The organism is Pseudonocardia thermophila (assembly GCF_900142365.1).
GTDB classification, from domain to species: domain Bacteria; phylum Actinomycetota; class Actinomycetes; order Mycobacteriales; family Pseudonocardiaceae; genus Pseudonocardia; species Pseudonocardia thermophila.
Genome location: NZ_FRAP01000017.1, coordinates 55,269 through 70,443 on the forward strand (window position 1 = coordinate 55,269; position 15,175 = coordinate 70,443).

Genomic DNA, 15,175 nt, shown 5'->3' on the forward strand with positions numbered 1-15,175 from the left:
TGAGGGCTACGACGCTCCCCCTCGGCACCTGCGCCCGTCGCGGCCGACAGCGGTCAGACCATCTCCCGCGACTCGACCGCTTTGGCCCGGATGATGCTCATCTGCCGCTCGAGCGCGTCCACGTCGATCGGGACGATCGTCGACTCGAAGTCGCGGCCGAGCGAGCGCAGCATCTCGATGCCGTCCCAGCTCGCGGCGAACTCCTCGTCGATCTGCCGCATGGACTCGCCGACGATCGACTCGGCGCGGTTGCGCATCACGAGGATCTGCCACTGGCCGAGGAACTTGCGGAACTCCATCAGCCGCTCGCCGGCCTCGGTGACCTCGTGCACGACGTCCCGCAGCGTCTGGTTGACCTGCTGTGCCTTGACCGACATCTCCGTCGCGCTCTCGTGCACCGCGTCGCACAGGGCGGGGACCTCGCCGAGGGAGGTGGGCGGCGCGGTGCCGTCGACCACCTCGGCGGCGAACAACGCGACCATGTCGTTGTGCAGCGTCGCCAGGGCGATGCGGAAGCGCAGGTCGGCGATGTAGGAGCGCAGGGCGGCGAGGCGGGGGACCAGGCCTTCGAGGGCGCGGACGGCGTTGTGCGCCGGGGTCGCCATCACCTCGGCGACGTTGCGCAGGACCGCGGCCCGCTCAACCATCGCCGACGCCTGCTGGGCGGTGGCGACGGCGTTCTGCAGCCGGCGGGCGACGCCGAGCACGGTGGTGGACGACTCGACGAGCCGATCGCTGATCGCCCGGTAGCCCTCGAGGCGCTGCACCAGGCTCGCCATGAGGTTCTCGAGCGTGCCGGTGGCGGCGAGCACTTCGGCGACCGGTCCCTGGGCCCACGGGCGGGCGAAGGCCGACGACGCGAGCCGGCTGCGCGAGGTGACCTCCGCGGTCAGCGCCTCGGTGAAGAACTCGGACTGCGAGGTGAACCCGAGCTGGGAGTGCAGGAGCTGGTTCAGCTGATCCAGGCCGACGCGGGCCACGTCCCGGCGGTTCAGCCCGTCCTTCGCCGCGCGCGCCTCGATCTCGTTGACGTAGTCGTAGAGCTCCCGCACCGGCTGGAACAGGGGGGCGCGGGTCGGCATCCGGACCGACAGGAAGCCGTCGCCCAGCGGGGTGATGGTCGCGAACACCCAGTAGTGGCTGCCGTCCTTCGACAGGTTCTGCATGTACGCGCCCGCCGGCTGCCCGGCGAGCAGCCGGTCCCACACCATCTGGAAAACACCGGCCGGCATATCCGGGTGGCGGACGATGTTGTGCGGCGCTCCCGTGAGCTCACTGAGTGAGTAACGGGAAACCCGGACGAAGATGGAATTGCCGGTACGGATCAGCCCGCGTCGATCGGTTGTGGAGAAAAACAGCTCCTCCGGGCGGAGGATCTGCTCAACTCCGCTCGGAGCAATCCGCTCGCGAGTCCGATCAGTCATATTGCGATCCTAGGCGCGGACGATGCCCCGCGGGCCGCGGGGCCACGCCGATCCTGCATCGCCAACCCCGGCCCGTGCGCGATCGGTGACGCCGCGTGATCGGGCAGCCGACCCTGTGGGGCGTCCGCACTCAGCCCGTTTCCGACGTCAGGTGCACGGATGTGCGGAAGACGGGGTAGTCCAGGGTCGGTCGGTCGGTGCGTGCGCCGCAGGTCTGGCCGTCTTCCGAGGGGCTCTCCGTCGGGTCAGGGATGTGACCGACACTACAGCCATCGCCGAGATGACGCATTTCCACCGATGAAGAGCCCTGTCCGGATCAACCGTTCAGCTGGGTCGCCATTCCTCCAGAAGGAGTTCGCGACGCACCGTGGTCGGGCGGGCATTCGCTAGAAGATCACGCTCGTGACGGCGGCGAGGGCGAAGCCGACGAGGCCGATGAGCGTCTCCATCACGGTCCACGTCTTCAGCGTGGTCTTGACGTCCATCTCCAGGAACCGTCCGACCAGCCAGAACCCCGAGTCGTTGACGTGGGACAGCACGGTCGCCCCGGCCGCGATCGCGATCACCACGCAGGCCACGTCGATCCGGGACAACCCCGCCGCCGTCACGACGGGGGCGATGAGACCGGCCGTGGTCGTCAGCGCGACCGTCGCTGAACCCTGCGCGATGCGCAGCGCAGCGGAGATGATGAACGCCGCGACGATCACGGGCAGCCCGATCGCGCTGAGGCTCTCGGCGAGGGCGTCGCCGATCCCGCTCGCGCGCAGCACCCCGCCGAACGCGCCACCGGCGCCGGTGATCAGGATGATCGCGCAGACGGGGCCCAGCGAGGAGTTGACGATCGTCTCCACCTCCGCCCGGCTGAACCGCTCCCGGCCGAGCACCACCATGGCCACGAGCGCCGTGATGAGCAGGGCCACCGGCGTCTGGCCGAGCAGGCGAAGCGCACCGACGGTGGCCGCGCCGCCGTCGACGACCCCGGCGGTCGCGAGGGTGTTGAGCCCGGTGTTCAGCAGGATGAGCACGAGTGGCAGGAGCAGCAGCACCAGCACGGTGCTGAACCGAGGGGCGGTGCGCGCGCCGGACGCCCTGGTGCGCACCCCCGGCGCGCCCGGCTCGTCGGTGTTGCCGTCCGGGTCCGGTGCGTCGCCGTGCACGCGCCCATCGGGTTGTCCGCCACCGGCGAGGACGGCCGGGACCGGGAGCTCGAAGCGCCGGCCTGCCCAGCGGCTGAACAGGTAGGACGCGATGTACCAGGTCGGGATGCCGAGCACGATGCCGACGAGGAGCACCAGGCCGATGTCGGCGTCGAGGATCCCGGCGGCGCCGACCGGTCCCGGGTGCGGGGGTACGAAGGCGTGCATGACGGCGAACGCGCCGGCCGACGGCAGCGCGTAGAGCAGCACCGAGCCGCCGAAGCTGCGCGCGACGCTGAAGATGATCGGCAGGAACACGACGAACCCGGCGTCGAAGAAGATCGGGAACCCGAACAGCAGCGACGCGACGCCGAGCGCGAACGGGGCGCGCCGGGCCCCGAACCGCCCCACGAGCGTGTCGGCGAGCACCTGGGCGCCGCCGGTGACCTCCAGCAGCTTCCCGATCATGGCACCGAGCCCGACCAGCAGCGCGACGCTGGCCAGCGTGGTTCCGAAGCCCTCGAGGACGGTGCTGACGACGTCGCCGACCGGGATCCCGGCGACGAGCGCGGTCAGGAAGCTGACCAGGATCAGCGCGACGAACGCGTGCAACCGCAGCCCGATGATCAGCACCAGCAGCAGGGCGACGGCGCCGAGTGCGATCAGCAGGAGCGGCCCTGCGCCGTAGGCCGGGACTACTCCTTCCACGACGCACCCCCGTCGGCGATCGGAGCCGAGCCGGGCAGCCGTGCAGCGGTGGGCAGAACGGGCATCGTCGCGCTTCCTCTCGTCGTAGCGCGTGGTCGGACTCAGAATCGCAGGAACAGCCCCTTCGCGCGCACCCCCGCAGCGGCGCCGGCTGCTCCCGCGCGTCAGCGGCGGCGGCGCACGTGCGCCACGAGCGCTTCCTGGTGGCGCTGCAGGGCCGCGACCAGCTGTGCGTGGTCACGGCCCTGCAGCGCGCGGACGATCGGTTCGTGCAGCGCGATCTGCGCGCCGAACTCCTCGCCGGCGAGCCAGGGCGGGGTCTCCGCCGCGACGATCCAGTCCTCGTACGCCTTGGTCACGACGGCGTCGTGGACGCTCTCGAAGATGCTCGTCAGGTAGCGGTTGTCGGCGAGCTCGACGAAGGCGACGTGGAAGTTGGTGTCGACCGCGATCCACTCCGACGCGCTTCCCCGTGCAGCCGACAGCCGCTCCAACGCGTCCTCGATCCGGCTCACCTGCAGCTGCGGCTTCGCGCTGATCAGGTTCGCGGCCGCGAGCTCGAGCAGGTGCCGCATCTCGACGGCCTCGTCGAGGCTGTCGGGCTCCAGCTCGATCATCATGTGCAGGCCGGTGCCGACCGCCGTCGTCGGTTTGCGCAGGACGAATGCGCCCGAGCCCGGCCGGATCTCGATGAGCCCCGTCACGGCGAGACTCCTCAGCGCCTGGCTGACCGTGGGGCGAGAACTGCCCACGAGTTCGGCGAGGCGCCTCTCCGACGGAAGCCGCGCGCCGATCTCCAGATCGTTCTCGACGATGTAGTCGCGAACCTGGTTCGCCACGCGGTCGGCGACTCTGCTGACGGGTTCGACGTGGAAGTTCTCGCGGTACTCCTCGTCCTTCGCCCGGCGGGCGGCCGCGGTCCTCTCCGATTTGGACGGCACGCCACGCGCCATCAACACTCCTCGTCCTCGAAATTCGTCGGCGATCCAGGCCGGCTGGGGAGGCCGTTCGTCCTCGCCCCGCCGGTTTGATTTCACCGCATGGTCACGAACTTCAACTCGGTCATCTCCTCCATCGCGAACCGGGGGCCCTCCCGGGTGTTCCCCGATTCCTTCACGCCGCCGTACGGCTGCTGATCGGCGCGGACGGTCGGGACATCGTTGATGTACACGCTGCCGAACTCGAGTTCGTCGATCGCCCGGAGCGCGTGCTGCAGGTTCGTGGTGAACACGCCCGCGTTCAGCCCGAAATCGGAGTCGTTCGCGGCGGCGATGGCCTCACCGAAGTCCGTGAACGTGTTGACCGTCACGACCGGGCCGAAGACCTCCTGGCACTGGATCTTCGCCGTCCGGTCCACGTCGCGCAGGATCGTGGGGGAGACCACCGCGCCCGAGCGGTCGCCGCCCACGACGAGCCGGGCGCCGCCGGCGACGGCCTCGGTGATCCACTTCTCCACCCGGACGGCTTCGCCCTCGTTGATGACGGCGGACACGTCGACGGCCTCGTCGAGCGGGTCGCCCACCACGAGCTCGCGGGTCGCCGCGGCCAGCCGCTCGGTGAACGCGTCGACGACGTCCTCATGGACGAAGATGCGCTGCGTGGAGACGCAGGACTGGCCGGCCTGCACGTATCCGCCGAAGACGGCCTGATCGGCCGCCGCCGCCCAGTCCGACTCCCGGTCGACGATGAGCGGTGCGTTCGAGCCGAGCTCCAGCCGCACCTTCTTCTTGGGCGCCGCCGCGGCGATGCCCCAGCCGACCTGGGGCGACCCGGTGAAGGTCACGTACGCGACGTCCGGGTGGGTGGCAACGGCATGACCGACCTGCGAACCCGATCCGCAGACGACGTTGAGCCAGCCCGCGGGCAGGCCGGCTGCGTGGAACACCTGGGCGAGCAGCAGCGACGACAGCGGGGTCTGGGTGGCCGGCTTGAGCACGACCGGGCAGCCGACGGCGAGCGCCGGGGCCACCTTGTGCACCACGAGGTTGAGCGGGAAGTTGAACGGGGCGATCGCGCCGACGACGCCGATCGGGACCCGCTTCGTGAACGTCGTCCGGCCTGCGCCGCCCGCCGTCGCGTCGAGCGGGACGCTCTCCACGCCCAGCGTGCGGGCGGCGGCGACGGAGAACCTGATCGTGTCGACGGCGCGGCCGACCTCCACGCGGGCGGTCCGGATGGGTTTCGCGCACTCGAGCGCGATCGTCCGGGCGAACTCCTCGCGGCGCGCGCCGATGGCGACCGCCGCCGCTTCGAGGACCTCGAGCCGCCGGTGGAGCGGCAGTCCGCTGCGCAGGGCGGCGCCGGCGGCGCGGACCGCGCGGTCGACGTCCGTGCTCCCCCCGACGGGGACGACCGCGAGGGTCCGTCCGTCGAACGGTGCGGTGAGCGGCGCGGTGCCGTTCTCCCCTCGGGCGACCCATTCGCCGTCGATGTACATGGCCGTGGGGCCGTCGTACGCCATGTGTTTTCCCTTCGAACTGCCGACCGGCCTACCCGTGCTCGGCGCAACCGTCGAGGAGCGCGAGCTGGTCGAGTGAGCTGGAGGTCGGCAGCACGATCAGCTCGTCGAATCCGGCGTCGGTGAGACGCCCTCGCGCATCGGCGAGCTGTTCGTGTCCGATGATGACCTGATCCACGATCCGCTCGACGCCTTCTGCGCCGAGGAATCCGTAGTACTGGTGGATGTGGGTGCGCGCGTGGTCGGCTGCGCGCTCTCCCACTGCACCGTACGCCAGTGCGATCAGCCGGGGGTTTCCGGGCCGGTCCGCACCGGCCCACGCATCCTGCACCTGCCGCGCGAACGCGATGGCGGATCGGAGCCCACCCAGCCCGGCCGCGGAAATCCATCCGCCGCCCCAACGCGCGATCCGACGCAGCGTCGCCGGACCTTGTCCGCCGAACAAGATGCAGGGCAGATCCGGCGTTCGGTCCGGTTCGGGAAGGCGGAAGAACCGGTCGAGCTGGGCGTCGAACTGCTTTCCCCGCGTTTCGAACTCCACGTCCGAGCAGACGTAGTCGTCGGCGCGGCGGCCGACGCCCAGGCCGACGTCGAACCGCCCCCCGGAGAACTGGTCGAGGTTGATGATCTGCTTGCGCAGCAGCTCGCCGTTGCCGCGCAGCGGCGCGACGACGACGCTCGCGAGCAGGCGCACCCGGCGGGTGACCGCGGCGGCGGCCGCCAGTGCCAGCAGAGCGTCCAGGCTCGGGTAGTTGAGCCGATCGATGCACGAGAGCGTGCTGGCCCCGCGCTGTTCGGCCTCCAGGCACCACCGGGACAGCTCAGGTGCGGTGGGTGGGCCGATGGTCGTGGGGATCCCGAGTCCGAGACGTACTGGCATCGCCGGGCCTCCTTTGGCAAAGTGGCTTTGCCAATCTAGCCTTCTGTCGCGTGGGCCGGCAAGGTCCCCGCTCCCGGTGGGCGCCGTCGTGGGTTCGGTGCAAACCGGTTTTCACCTGCGTTTTCCCAACTCTGTCGATCGCCGGATCCAGCAGTCGCGGCGCGGCTGCGGCATCCGACCGAGCGGCGAATCTCGCTCGGGTGGTTGACATCTCTGTAACACGACCCACACCATATCGGCCAAGTGGCTAAGCCAGATTGGAGCCAAGGTTGTCCACGAGCACCGTTCGCGCAGAGACGCCGGCGGCCGGCGATCAGCGGTGGACCGACGACGACATACGGAGAGCGGCCTGGCGGATCCGCCGACGGGCGGTCGACATGGTCGCCAGGGAGGGGTTCGGTTACCTGGGCCAGGCCCTGTCGGCGGCGGAGATCTTCGCCGCGCTGTACCTCGATGCGCTCACCCCTGACGACGATCTCGTCGTCTCACCGGGGCACTACGCGATCGTCCACTACGCCGCGGGCGTCGAGATCGGCCGCATCGACCCGGCGGAGCTGGTGACCTACGGCGTCGACGGTTCCCGGCTGGAGTCCATCGGGACCGAGGGCACCCCAGGACTCACCGCCACCTGCGGAAGCCTCGGGCAGGGGCTGTCCGTCGCGGCCGGGCTGGCCCTCGGCGCCCGGCTGAACGGCAGCGCGAAGCGGGTCTACGCCGTGGTCAGCGACGGCGAGATGGAGGAGGGGCAGACCTGGGAGGCCGCCCTGTTCTCCGCGCACCACGGCCTGGGCAACCTGGTCGTCCTGCTCGACCGCAACGACAGCCAGGTCGACGGCCCGACGCACCAGGTCACGACCCTCGAGCCGGTGACCGACAAGTGGACCGCCTTCGGCTGGGACGTGCACGCCGTGGACGGCCACGACATCGGTGGGCTGCGCGCCGCACTGGGCGCGGCGCAGCGCTCGGCCCGGCCGTCCGTCGTCGTCGCCGAGACCTGGACGCTGTCCGGCCTCGACCACCTCCTCCCGGATGAGGCCGACGGCCACTTCCTCAAGGTCACGCCGGAGCAGATCGAGGCGGCCCGCGCACACCTGACCGAGGCGGAGCGCGACGCGCGCACGGTCGCGCCCGCCCCGTGGACCAGCCGGAAGGGGGAGCGGGCATGACCACCGTGAAGGCCCTGCGCGCGCCGTACACCACCGTCCTCAAGCCCTACGGGTCCGCGCTCGTCGCGCTGGCCAGGCAGAAGCCGAACGTGGTCTGCCTCGGTGCGGACCTGACGCGGCAGACCGAGACCGATCTGTTCCGCGACCAGCTCGGTGAGCGGTTCTTCAACGGGGCGATGAGCGAGCAGAACCTCATGGGGGTGGCCGCCGGTCTCGCTCGGGCTGGGCACCAGGTCTTCGTGAACACCTTCGGCGTGTTCGCCACCCGGCGCCCCTACGAGCAGATCGCGATGCAGATCGCCTACCCCGCGCTCGACGTGAAGATCGTCGGGCTGATGCCGGGGCTGTCCACCCCCGGCGGCCCCAGCCACCAGGCGACCGACGACATCGCGCTGATGCGGGCGCTGCCGAACATGACGGTGGTCGACGTCGCCGACGCCCGGGAGATCCCGCAGGCGGTCACCGCCATCTCCGAGATCCCCGGCCCGGTCTACCTGCGGCTGAAGCGCGGGGAGATCCCGGTGCTCTTCGACGAGGACCACCGGCTCGACCTCGACAACGTGGTCGTCGTCGACGGCGAGACCGCACCCGATGAGCCCGTCGACCTCACGATCTTCGCGACGGGCATGATGGTCGCCACCGCCCTCGCCGCGGCCGACGCCCTCCGCGGGATCGGCATCAGCGTCGACGTCGTCAACGTCGCCTGCCTCAAGCCGCTCGACACCGCCGGTGTGCTGCGCGAGGTGCGGCGGTCGAAGGCGGTCGTCACCGCGGAGAACCACAGCGTGATCGGCGGCCTCGGCAGCGCGGTGGCCGAGGTGATCGCCGAGGCCGGCCTGGCGGTCCCGTTCCGCCGGGTCGGCATCCAGGACACGTTCGCCCGCGCCGCGAGCGCTCGCTACCTCTTCGAGCACTACGGCCTCGGCAGCCAGCACCTGGTCGACACGGCGGCCGCCCTGTGCGGGCGGAGCGCGCCCTTCCCGAAGGTCGCCGAGGTGCGCCACGAGGTCGGCGCCTACTCGCCCGTCTGAGCCGGCGGCGCAGCAGACCCTTCACCATCCCCGATCCACGAGGAGAACCACGTGACTGCAACCGAGTCCAGCCTGTTCACGGGCTGGCGGCCGAGCGAGGTCGGCAACCACTCCGTTCCGGTGGGCTCGCCGGGGACCACCATGGCCGTCGACTGGGAGCGCCGGATCGACTTCGACCGGCTGCGCACCCAGCGGCTCAACCGGGCCCTCGACGCCCTCGAGAGCAGTGAGCTCGGCGCTCTGCTGCTGTTCGACATGAACAACATCCGCTACACGACCGCCACCCACATCGGGAACTGGGCGCGGGACAAGCTCTTCCGGATGGCCCTGCTCATGCGCGGGCAGGCGCCGATCCTGTGGGACATCGGCTCGGCCGCGCGGCTGCACCAGACGCAGGCTCCGTGGCTGCCCACCGACAGCTGGCGGGCCGGCCTGTCGACCTGGCGCGGCGCGATCGACGAGGAGGCGGGCGTCCAGCGCGGCAACGCCAAGAAGGTCGCCGACCTGCTCCGCGAGCACGGGCTGGCGAACGAGCCGATCGGGATCGACGTCGTCGAGCTGCCCATGCTCAAGGCGCTGGAGGCCGAGGGCCTCACGATCGTCGACGGTCAGAGCCTGATGCTGGACGCCCGGTCGATCAAGACCGTCGACGAGATCGCTCTGCTCGACCACGCCGCCGCGTGCGTCGACGCCGCCTACGAGGAGCTCTACCGGTTCCTGCGGGTCGGCACCCGGGAGAACGAGGCCGTCGCGCTGGTCAACAAGGTCCTCTACGAGCTGGGCAGCGAAGAGGTGGAGGCGGTCAACGCGATCAGCGGCGAGCGGTGCAGCCCGCACCCGCACGTGTTCAGCGACCGGATGATCCGGCCGATGGACACCGCCTACTTCGACATCGTCCACTCCTACATGGGCTACCGGACCTGCTACTACCGCACGCTGAACGTCGGCGGCTCGACCCCGGCGCAGCGCGACGCGTACAAGCGGGCGCGCGAGTACATCGACCTGGCCATCAGCGAGGTGAAGCCGGGCGTGCTCACCTCGGACATCGTCAAGCACTTCCCGGCCGCGCAGGAGTTCGGCTTCGCCAGCGAGGAGGAGGCCTTCGGGCTGCAGTACTGCCACGGCGTGGGCCTGTCGGTCTGGGAGAAGCCCCTCATGAGCCGCTACCACTCCTTCGAGCACCCGGTCGAGATCAAGGAAGGCATGGTCTTCGCGCTCGAGACCTACTGGCCGACCGCGGACGGCTCCTCGGCGGCGCGCATCGAGGAGGAGGTCGAGGTGACCGCCACCGGGGCGCGGGTGATCACCCGCTTCCCGGCGGACGAGCTGCTGGTGACCGGGACCCGGTACTGGAACGGCGTCGACTTCCCCGAGATCAAGGCGCCGACCGGGCGCGGCAACGCGTCCGGGGCGGCCGCCACCAACGGATCCGGCGGGGTCTGAGCCATGGTGCGAACGATCCGTCTTCGGCGCCTCGTGGCCGCCGCGGCAGCCGTCGCGGCGTCGGTGCTCGTCCTGGCCGCCTGCGGGGAGGCGCCGGCCTCCGGCGGGGCCCGCGACGGCGGCAAGCCGCTGATCATCATGGCGCAGGGCGCGGGCGAGATCACGTTCTCGCAGACCGTGGCCGACGGTGTCGTGGCGGCGGCTCAGAGGGCCGGCTTCGACATCGAGATGCTCGACAACGAGGCGGACGCGGCCAAGGCCGTCGAGAACGCGCGGACCGCCGCGCTGAAGAAGCCCGACCTGTTCATCGAGTACAACCTCAACCCGGACAGCAACCAGCGGGTCGGTCAGATCATGGCGGACGCCGGGGTCCCGGTGCTGGCCATCCAGTACGGCATGCCCGGTGCGCCGCTCTTCGGGCTGGACAACCGGGCCGTCGGGGCGACCGGCGGGGCCGGGGTGGCCGAGGCAGCCGTCGCCGAGTGGGGCGCCGACGCGATCGCGAAGGCGATGGTCCTCAACTTCGTCGAGGGCGGCCAGGTCAACCTCGACCGCGGTGCGGGTGCCGAGGAGGGCATCCGATCGGTCTTGCCCGACATCGAGATCGTCCAGGGGTCGAGCAAGAGCGACACGGCGGTCGCGGCCCAGGTCGTGAACGCGTTCCTGGTCGCCAACCCGGGTCGCAAGCTCATCCTGTGGTCGCACCTGGACCAGATCTCCATCGCGGCCGCCAACGCGGCCCGAGCCGCGGGCCGCGCCGACGACCTGCTGATCGCGAGCACCGGCGGCGAGGAGTCGATCATCCCGGAGATCCGCAGGCCGGACGGCGTCATCGCGGGCACGACCAGCCTCTTCCCCGGATCGTGGGGAGAGGAGATCATCGCCATCGCCCAGAAGATGATCAACGGTGAGGCGGTCGAGCCCTTCACCCAGCCGTCGAAGATCGTGTTCGTCACGCCGGCGAACGTCGACGAGCACTTCGAGTAGCAGGGAAACGGCCCACATGCATTCGACGACGAATGTGGGCGGCGGCGTGGAGAGCCCGAGCGGGCTCTCCACGCTCCCCGCCGGCGAGCGCACCCACCGGCCCGGCCCGGTGCTCGAGGCTCGCGACGTGCACGTCCGGTTCGGCGGTGTGCACGCCCTCAAGGGGGTGGACATCGCCCTCACGCCCGGTCGCGTCCACGCGCTGCTCGGCGAGAACGGAGCGGGCAAGAGCACGCTCATCAACTGCATCGCGGGCGCGCTGACGCCGACCGCGGGCCAGCTCCGCGTCGACGGGGCACCCGTCGAGCTGAGGAGCCCCGCCGACGCCGCAGCGCACGGCATCAGCGTCATCCACCAGGAGCTCGAGCTGGCCGCCGCGCTCCCCGTGGCCGAGAACGTCATGATCGGTCGGCTGCCGCTGCGGCTCACGGGGGTGGTCGACCGGGCGGAGCTGCTGCGCCGAGCGCGCGAGGCGCTGCGCGACATCGGCCCGCACATCGACGTCCGCGCCCGCGCGGGCGACCTCGAGGTCGCCGACCAGCAGCTGGTGGAGATCGCCAAGGCGCTCGGCCACGGCGGCACCCGGGTCCTCGTCATGGACGAGCCCACGGCCGCGCTCCCGCCTGCGCAGATCGAACGCCTGCTGGACCTGGTCCGGCGGATCGCCGCCCGCGGCGTCGCCGTCCTCTACGTGAGCCACCGCCTCGACGAGGTCCTCGCGATCGCGGACGAGATCTCCGTCCTGCGCGACGGCCGGCTCGTCCGGCACTGCGAACGGACGGAGGCGACCCACCGGTCGATCGTGGCCGACATCGTGGGGCACCTCCCGGAGCCGGTCGACCGGGCCGCGCCGGACGCCGGCGGCGAGATCGTGCTGGAGACGGAGGGCTTCGCCGCCGGGGTCGTGGAGGAGCTCTCGGCCCGGGTCCGCACGGGCGAGGTGGTCGGTTTCTTCGGTCTGCTCGGCGCCGGCCAGCAGACCCTCGCGGAGGCGCTGTTCGGCCTGTGCCCGGCCGCCGCCCGCCGGTTCTCGATGCTGGGTGCCACGTCGGTGCCGGGCTCACCGCGGCGCGCGATCGCCGCGGGCGTGGGCTTCGTGCCGGCCGACCGCAAGGCGGGCGGGCTCGCCCTCGGGCTGTCGCTGACCGAGAACTACCTGCTCGGAGCGTCCCGGCGCGGCCGGTTCGGCGTCGTCGCCCCGCGCCGGGAGCACGACCGCGCGCGGGCGGCTCTGCGCGCCGCGCGGGTGGCGATGCGGTCGGTGACGCAGTGCGCCAAGGAGCTCTCCGGCGGCAACCAGCAGAAGATCGTCCTCGCCCGGTGGATGGACCGGCCGGACACCCGGTTCCTGCTGCTGACCGAGCCGACGCGGGGGGTCGACGTCGGCGCGAAGACCGAGATCCACCGCGATCTGCGCGCCTGGGTGCGCGCCGAGGGCACGGCCCGGGCCGCGGCCCTGTTCAGCGCGGACCCCGAGGAGACGGCGAGCGTCTGCGACCGCGTCTACGTCCTGGCGAAGGGGCGGGTGGTCGCCGAACTCACCGGTTCCGAGATCACCGAGGCCGCGCTCACCGCGGCCGCCCTCGAGGCACCACTGACCGACGACGGTACATCCACCGCACTCACCGACGAGGACCACGGCGATGACGCAGCTTGACGACCGGCCGGTGCCGGCCGGGCCCACCACGGATGACGTTCACAGCAGGGGACGGCGGCTGCGCAGCCTGTTCACCGCGGACCGCGTCGAGGACCTCGCGCTGCTGGCCGTCCTCGTCGCGCTGGGCGTCTTCTTCAGCGCGCGATCGCCGTACTTCCTGTACGCCGACAACCTGAGCAACCTCCTGCTGGCGGTCAGCGTGATCGGCACCATGGCCGCCGTCAGCACGCTGGTCCTCGTCGCCGGTTACCTGGACCTGTCGGTCGGCTCCGCGGCGGCCTTCTCCGCCATCGCCTGCGTGTGGCTGATCGAGGACCACGGGTGGGGGACGGCGGGCGCGATCGCGGTGGCCCTGCTGCTGGGGGTGCTCGCCGGCGCGGTGAACGGCGTCTTCAGCGTCGCGCTGGGCGTGAACCCGATCATCACGACGATCGGCATGCTCTCGGTCCTGCGCGGGCTGTCCTACGTGCTCACCGAGGGCAGCGAGATCCTCGTCCGCGACGAGTTCCTGCTCCGGCTGGGCAGCGGCCGGTTCCTGTCGCTCCCGTACGGCGTGTGGGTCATGTTCGCCGCCTTCGCGGTGGTGGCGTTCGTCGCCCGCTACACCGTCGCCGGCCGGAACCTCTACGCGATCGGGGCGAACCCGCGCGCGGCCCGGCTGGCCGGGATCCCGCTCGGCCGGTACCAGGTCGTCATCCTCGCCGCGAGCGGACTGGCGGCCGCGGTCGGCGGCCTCCTGCTGGTCGGCCAGGCGGGATCGGCGGCCTCGCACGCGGCCACCGGGTACGAGCTGCAGGTGATCACCGCGGTCCTGCTCGGCGGCACCGCCCTCACCGGGGGTAGCGGACGGATCCGCGGCACCTTCCTCGCCGTCCTCATCATCGGCACACTCAACAACGGCATGACCCTGCTGGCCGTGCCGAGCTACTACCAGACCGTCGCGAGCGGGGTCCTGCTCCTCACCGCGGTCGGGATCGCCCAGGCCCGGCAGCGGTTCCGACGAGCGGGAGGTGCGGCATGACGGCCACGGCCGAGACCGAGACGGCGCAGGTCGGGTTCCTCGGGCTGGGGAACATGGGGCGGCCGATGGCCCGGCGCCTGGTCAGCGCCGGGGTGCCGGTCACCGTGTACAACCGGACGACGGCGAAGTGCGCCGAGTTCGCCGACGCGGGCTGTGCGGTGGCCGGCTCGATCGCCGAGATCGGCCGGTGCTCGGTCGTCCTCACCATGCTCGGGACGGACGACGACGTCGCCCAGGTCTACCTGGGCGACGGGGGACTGGTGGCCGGCGCCCGCCCGGGCGCGGTGCTCGTCGACTGCTCGACCATCTCGCCCGGCACGTCGGCGCAGGTCCGCGAACGCTGCGCGGCGGCAGGCGTCCACTTCCTGGCGGCGCCGGTCGCCGGCGGTCCGCCCGTGATCGCGAGCGGTGGTCTCGCGATGGCGGTCAGCGGCGACCGGGCGGCCTTCGACCGCGTCGCGGACGTGCTGCGCACCATCGCCCCGAAGCTCGTCTACGTCGGCCCCGGCGACACCAGCCGGTTGGTCAAGATCTGCCACAACCTGTTGGTCGCCGCGACGCTCGAGGTGCTCGGCGAGCTGTGCGTGCTGGCTGAGGCGCACGGCGTGGAGCGCTCCGACCTGCTGGCGTTCCTGCGCAGCACGGCGATGAGCAGCCGCTTCATCGAGTACAAGGCCCCACTGCTGGAGTCGCTCGACTTCACGCCCGCGTTCAGCAGCAGGCTCATGCAGAAGGACCTCGAGCTCGGGCTCGACCTCGCCGGGCGCACCGACGTGGCGATGCCGGTGACGGCGCAGGTCCACGACACCTTCCGGGCGGCGAACGAGTCCGGGCTCGCCGAGCTGGACGCGGCGTCGATCTACCTGCACCTGGCAGCGCCGTCCGGGCGGAACCGGGCACCGGGGCGGCAGTACGGCGAGCCTGCCGAGGGGCGGTGATGCGTTGTTCCGCGCCGGAAATGAGTGCAGTGCCGGGTGTGAGCGCTGGATGTGACCAAGCCCGGCACCCGCCGGGTGTGACGAAGCCGGGCAACCCCTCCCGCCGGCCACCTCCGTGGCCGAGGATCCCCGAGGACCGGGCGTGACCGGAACGTGGCCGGCGAACCACGTTCCGGTCTGCCCGGTCACCGTGTGTAGCGTTCCGATAGGTCCGTAACACGGAGTTTGCACCACCTTAACCCGATCTCTTCCTGCTGGGATCCCAAAACGCTAGATTGGATCCAACCTCAGCAGCCGGCAGGCGTACCCCCGCGCCTGTCACCGGA

12 protein-coding genes are annotated in these 15,175 nt (G+C 71.3%); 7 read left to right on the top strand and 5 right to left on the bottom strand.

The annotated features are described in order from the left end of the window. Positions 1-53 precede the first annotated feature (53 nt). From BUE41_RS21025 to BUE41_RS21045, 5 genes are all read right to left on the bottom strand, one after another. Positions 54-1,424, bottom strand: coding sequence for a PAS domain-containing protein (locus BUE41_RS21025; protein WP_073458878.1), 1,371 nt, complete (start codon positions 1,422-1,424; stop codon positions 54-56). A 386-nt stretch (positions 1,425-1,810) separates the two neighbouring features. Then, complete coding sequence (locus BUE41_RS21030; protein WP_073458879.1) at positions 1,811-3,268, bottom strand: GntP family permease; 1,458 nt, start codon at positions 3,266-3,268, stop codon at positions 1,811-1,813. Positions 3,269-3,432: 164 nt separating this feature from the next. Further along, on the bottom strand, positions 3,433-4,221 hold the full coding sequence (locus tag BUE41_RS21035; protein WP_073458880.1) for a FadR/GntR family transcriptional regulator: 789 nt from the start codon (positions 4,219-4,221) through the stop codon (positions 3,433-3,435). A gap of 80 nt (positions 4,222-4,301) precedes the next feature. Further along, positions 4,302-5,729: an aldehyde dehydrogenase family protein gene (locus tag BUE41_RS21040; RefSeq protein WP_073458881.1), complete on the bottom strand. Its 1,428-nt coding sequence runs from the start codon at positions 5,727-5,729 to the stop codon at positions 4,302-4,304. 28 nt (positions 5,730-5,757) lie between these two features. Further along, positions 5,758-6,606 (bottom strand): LLM class flavin-dependent oxidoreductase, encoded by an 849-nt coding sequence (locus BUE41_RS21045; RefSeq protein ID WP_073458882.1) that lies wholly within the window; start codon positions 6,604-6,606, stop codon positions 5,758-5,760. Between the two features lie 335 nt (positions 6,607-6,941). Here BUE41_RS21045 and BUE41_RS21050 point away from each other — a divergent pair, with 335 nt between their 5' ends. Genes BUE41_RS21050 through BUE41_RS21080 form a run of 7 tightly spaced genes read left to right on the top strand, consistent with a single transcriptional unit; the run spans position 6,942 to position 14,849 of the window. Then, entirely contained in the window at positions 6,942-7,772 is an 831-nt protein-coding gene (locus BUE41_RS21050) for a transketolase (RefSeq protein ID WP_073458955.1), read from the top strand. Next, on the top strand, positions 7,769-8,803 hold the full coding sequence (locus BUE41_RS21055) for a transketolase family protein (protein ID WP_073458883.1): 1,035 nt from the start codon (positions 7,769-7,771) through the stop codon (positions 8,801-8,803). The genes BUE41_RS21050 and BUE41_RS21055 overlap by 4 nt, the downstream gene beginning before the upstream one ends. A gap of 51 nt (positions 8,804-8,854) precedes the next feature. Further along, positions 8,855-10,246, top strand: coding sequence for a M24 family metallopeptidase (locus tag BUE41_RS21060; RefSeq protein WP_234997452.1), 1,392 nt, complete (start codon positions 8,855-8,857; stop codon positions 10,244-10,246). A gap of 3 nt (positions 10,247-10,249) precedes the next feature. Then, positions 10,250-11,233 carry a sugar ABC transporter substrate-binding protein gene (locus BUE41_RS21065; RefSeq protein ID WP_084755508.1) on the top strand — a complete coding sequence of 328 codons (984 nt, stop codon included), beginning with the start codon at positions 10,250-10,252 and terminating at the stop codon, positions 11,231-11,233. Between the two features lie 16 nt (positions 11,234-11,249). After that, a complete protein-coding gene (locus BUE41_RS21070; protein WP_084755510.1) occupies positions 11,250-12,890 on the top strand; it encodes a sugar ABC transporter ATP-binding protein in 1,641 nt (546 codons plus the stop codon). Next, complete coding sequence (locus BUE41_RS21075) at positions 12,877-13,911, top strand: ABC transporter permease (protein WP_084755512.1); 1,035 nt, start codon at positions 12,877-12,879, stop codon at positions 13,909-13,911. The genes BUE41_RS21070 and BUE41_RS21075 overlap by 14 nt, the downstream gene beginning before the upstream one ends. Beyond that, positions 13,908-14,849: an NAD(P)-dependent oxidoreductase gene (locus BUE41_RS21080; RefSeq protein ID WP_073458886.1), complete on the top strand. Its 942-nt coding sequence runs from the start codon at positions 13,908-13,910 to the stop codon at positions 14,847-14,849. The genes BUE41_RS21075 and BUE41_RS21080 overlap by 4 nt, the downstream gene beginning before the upstream one ends. Positions 14,850-15,175 lie beyond the last annotated feature (326 nt).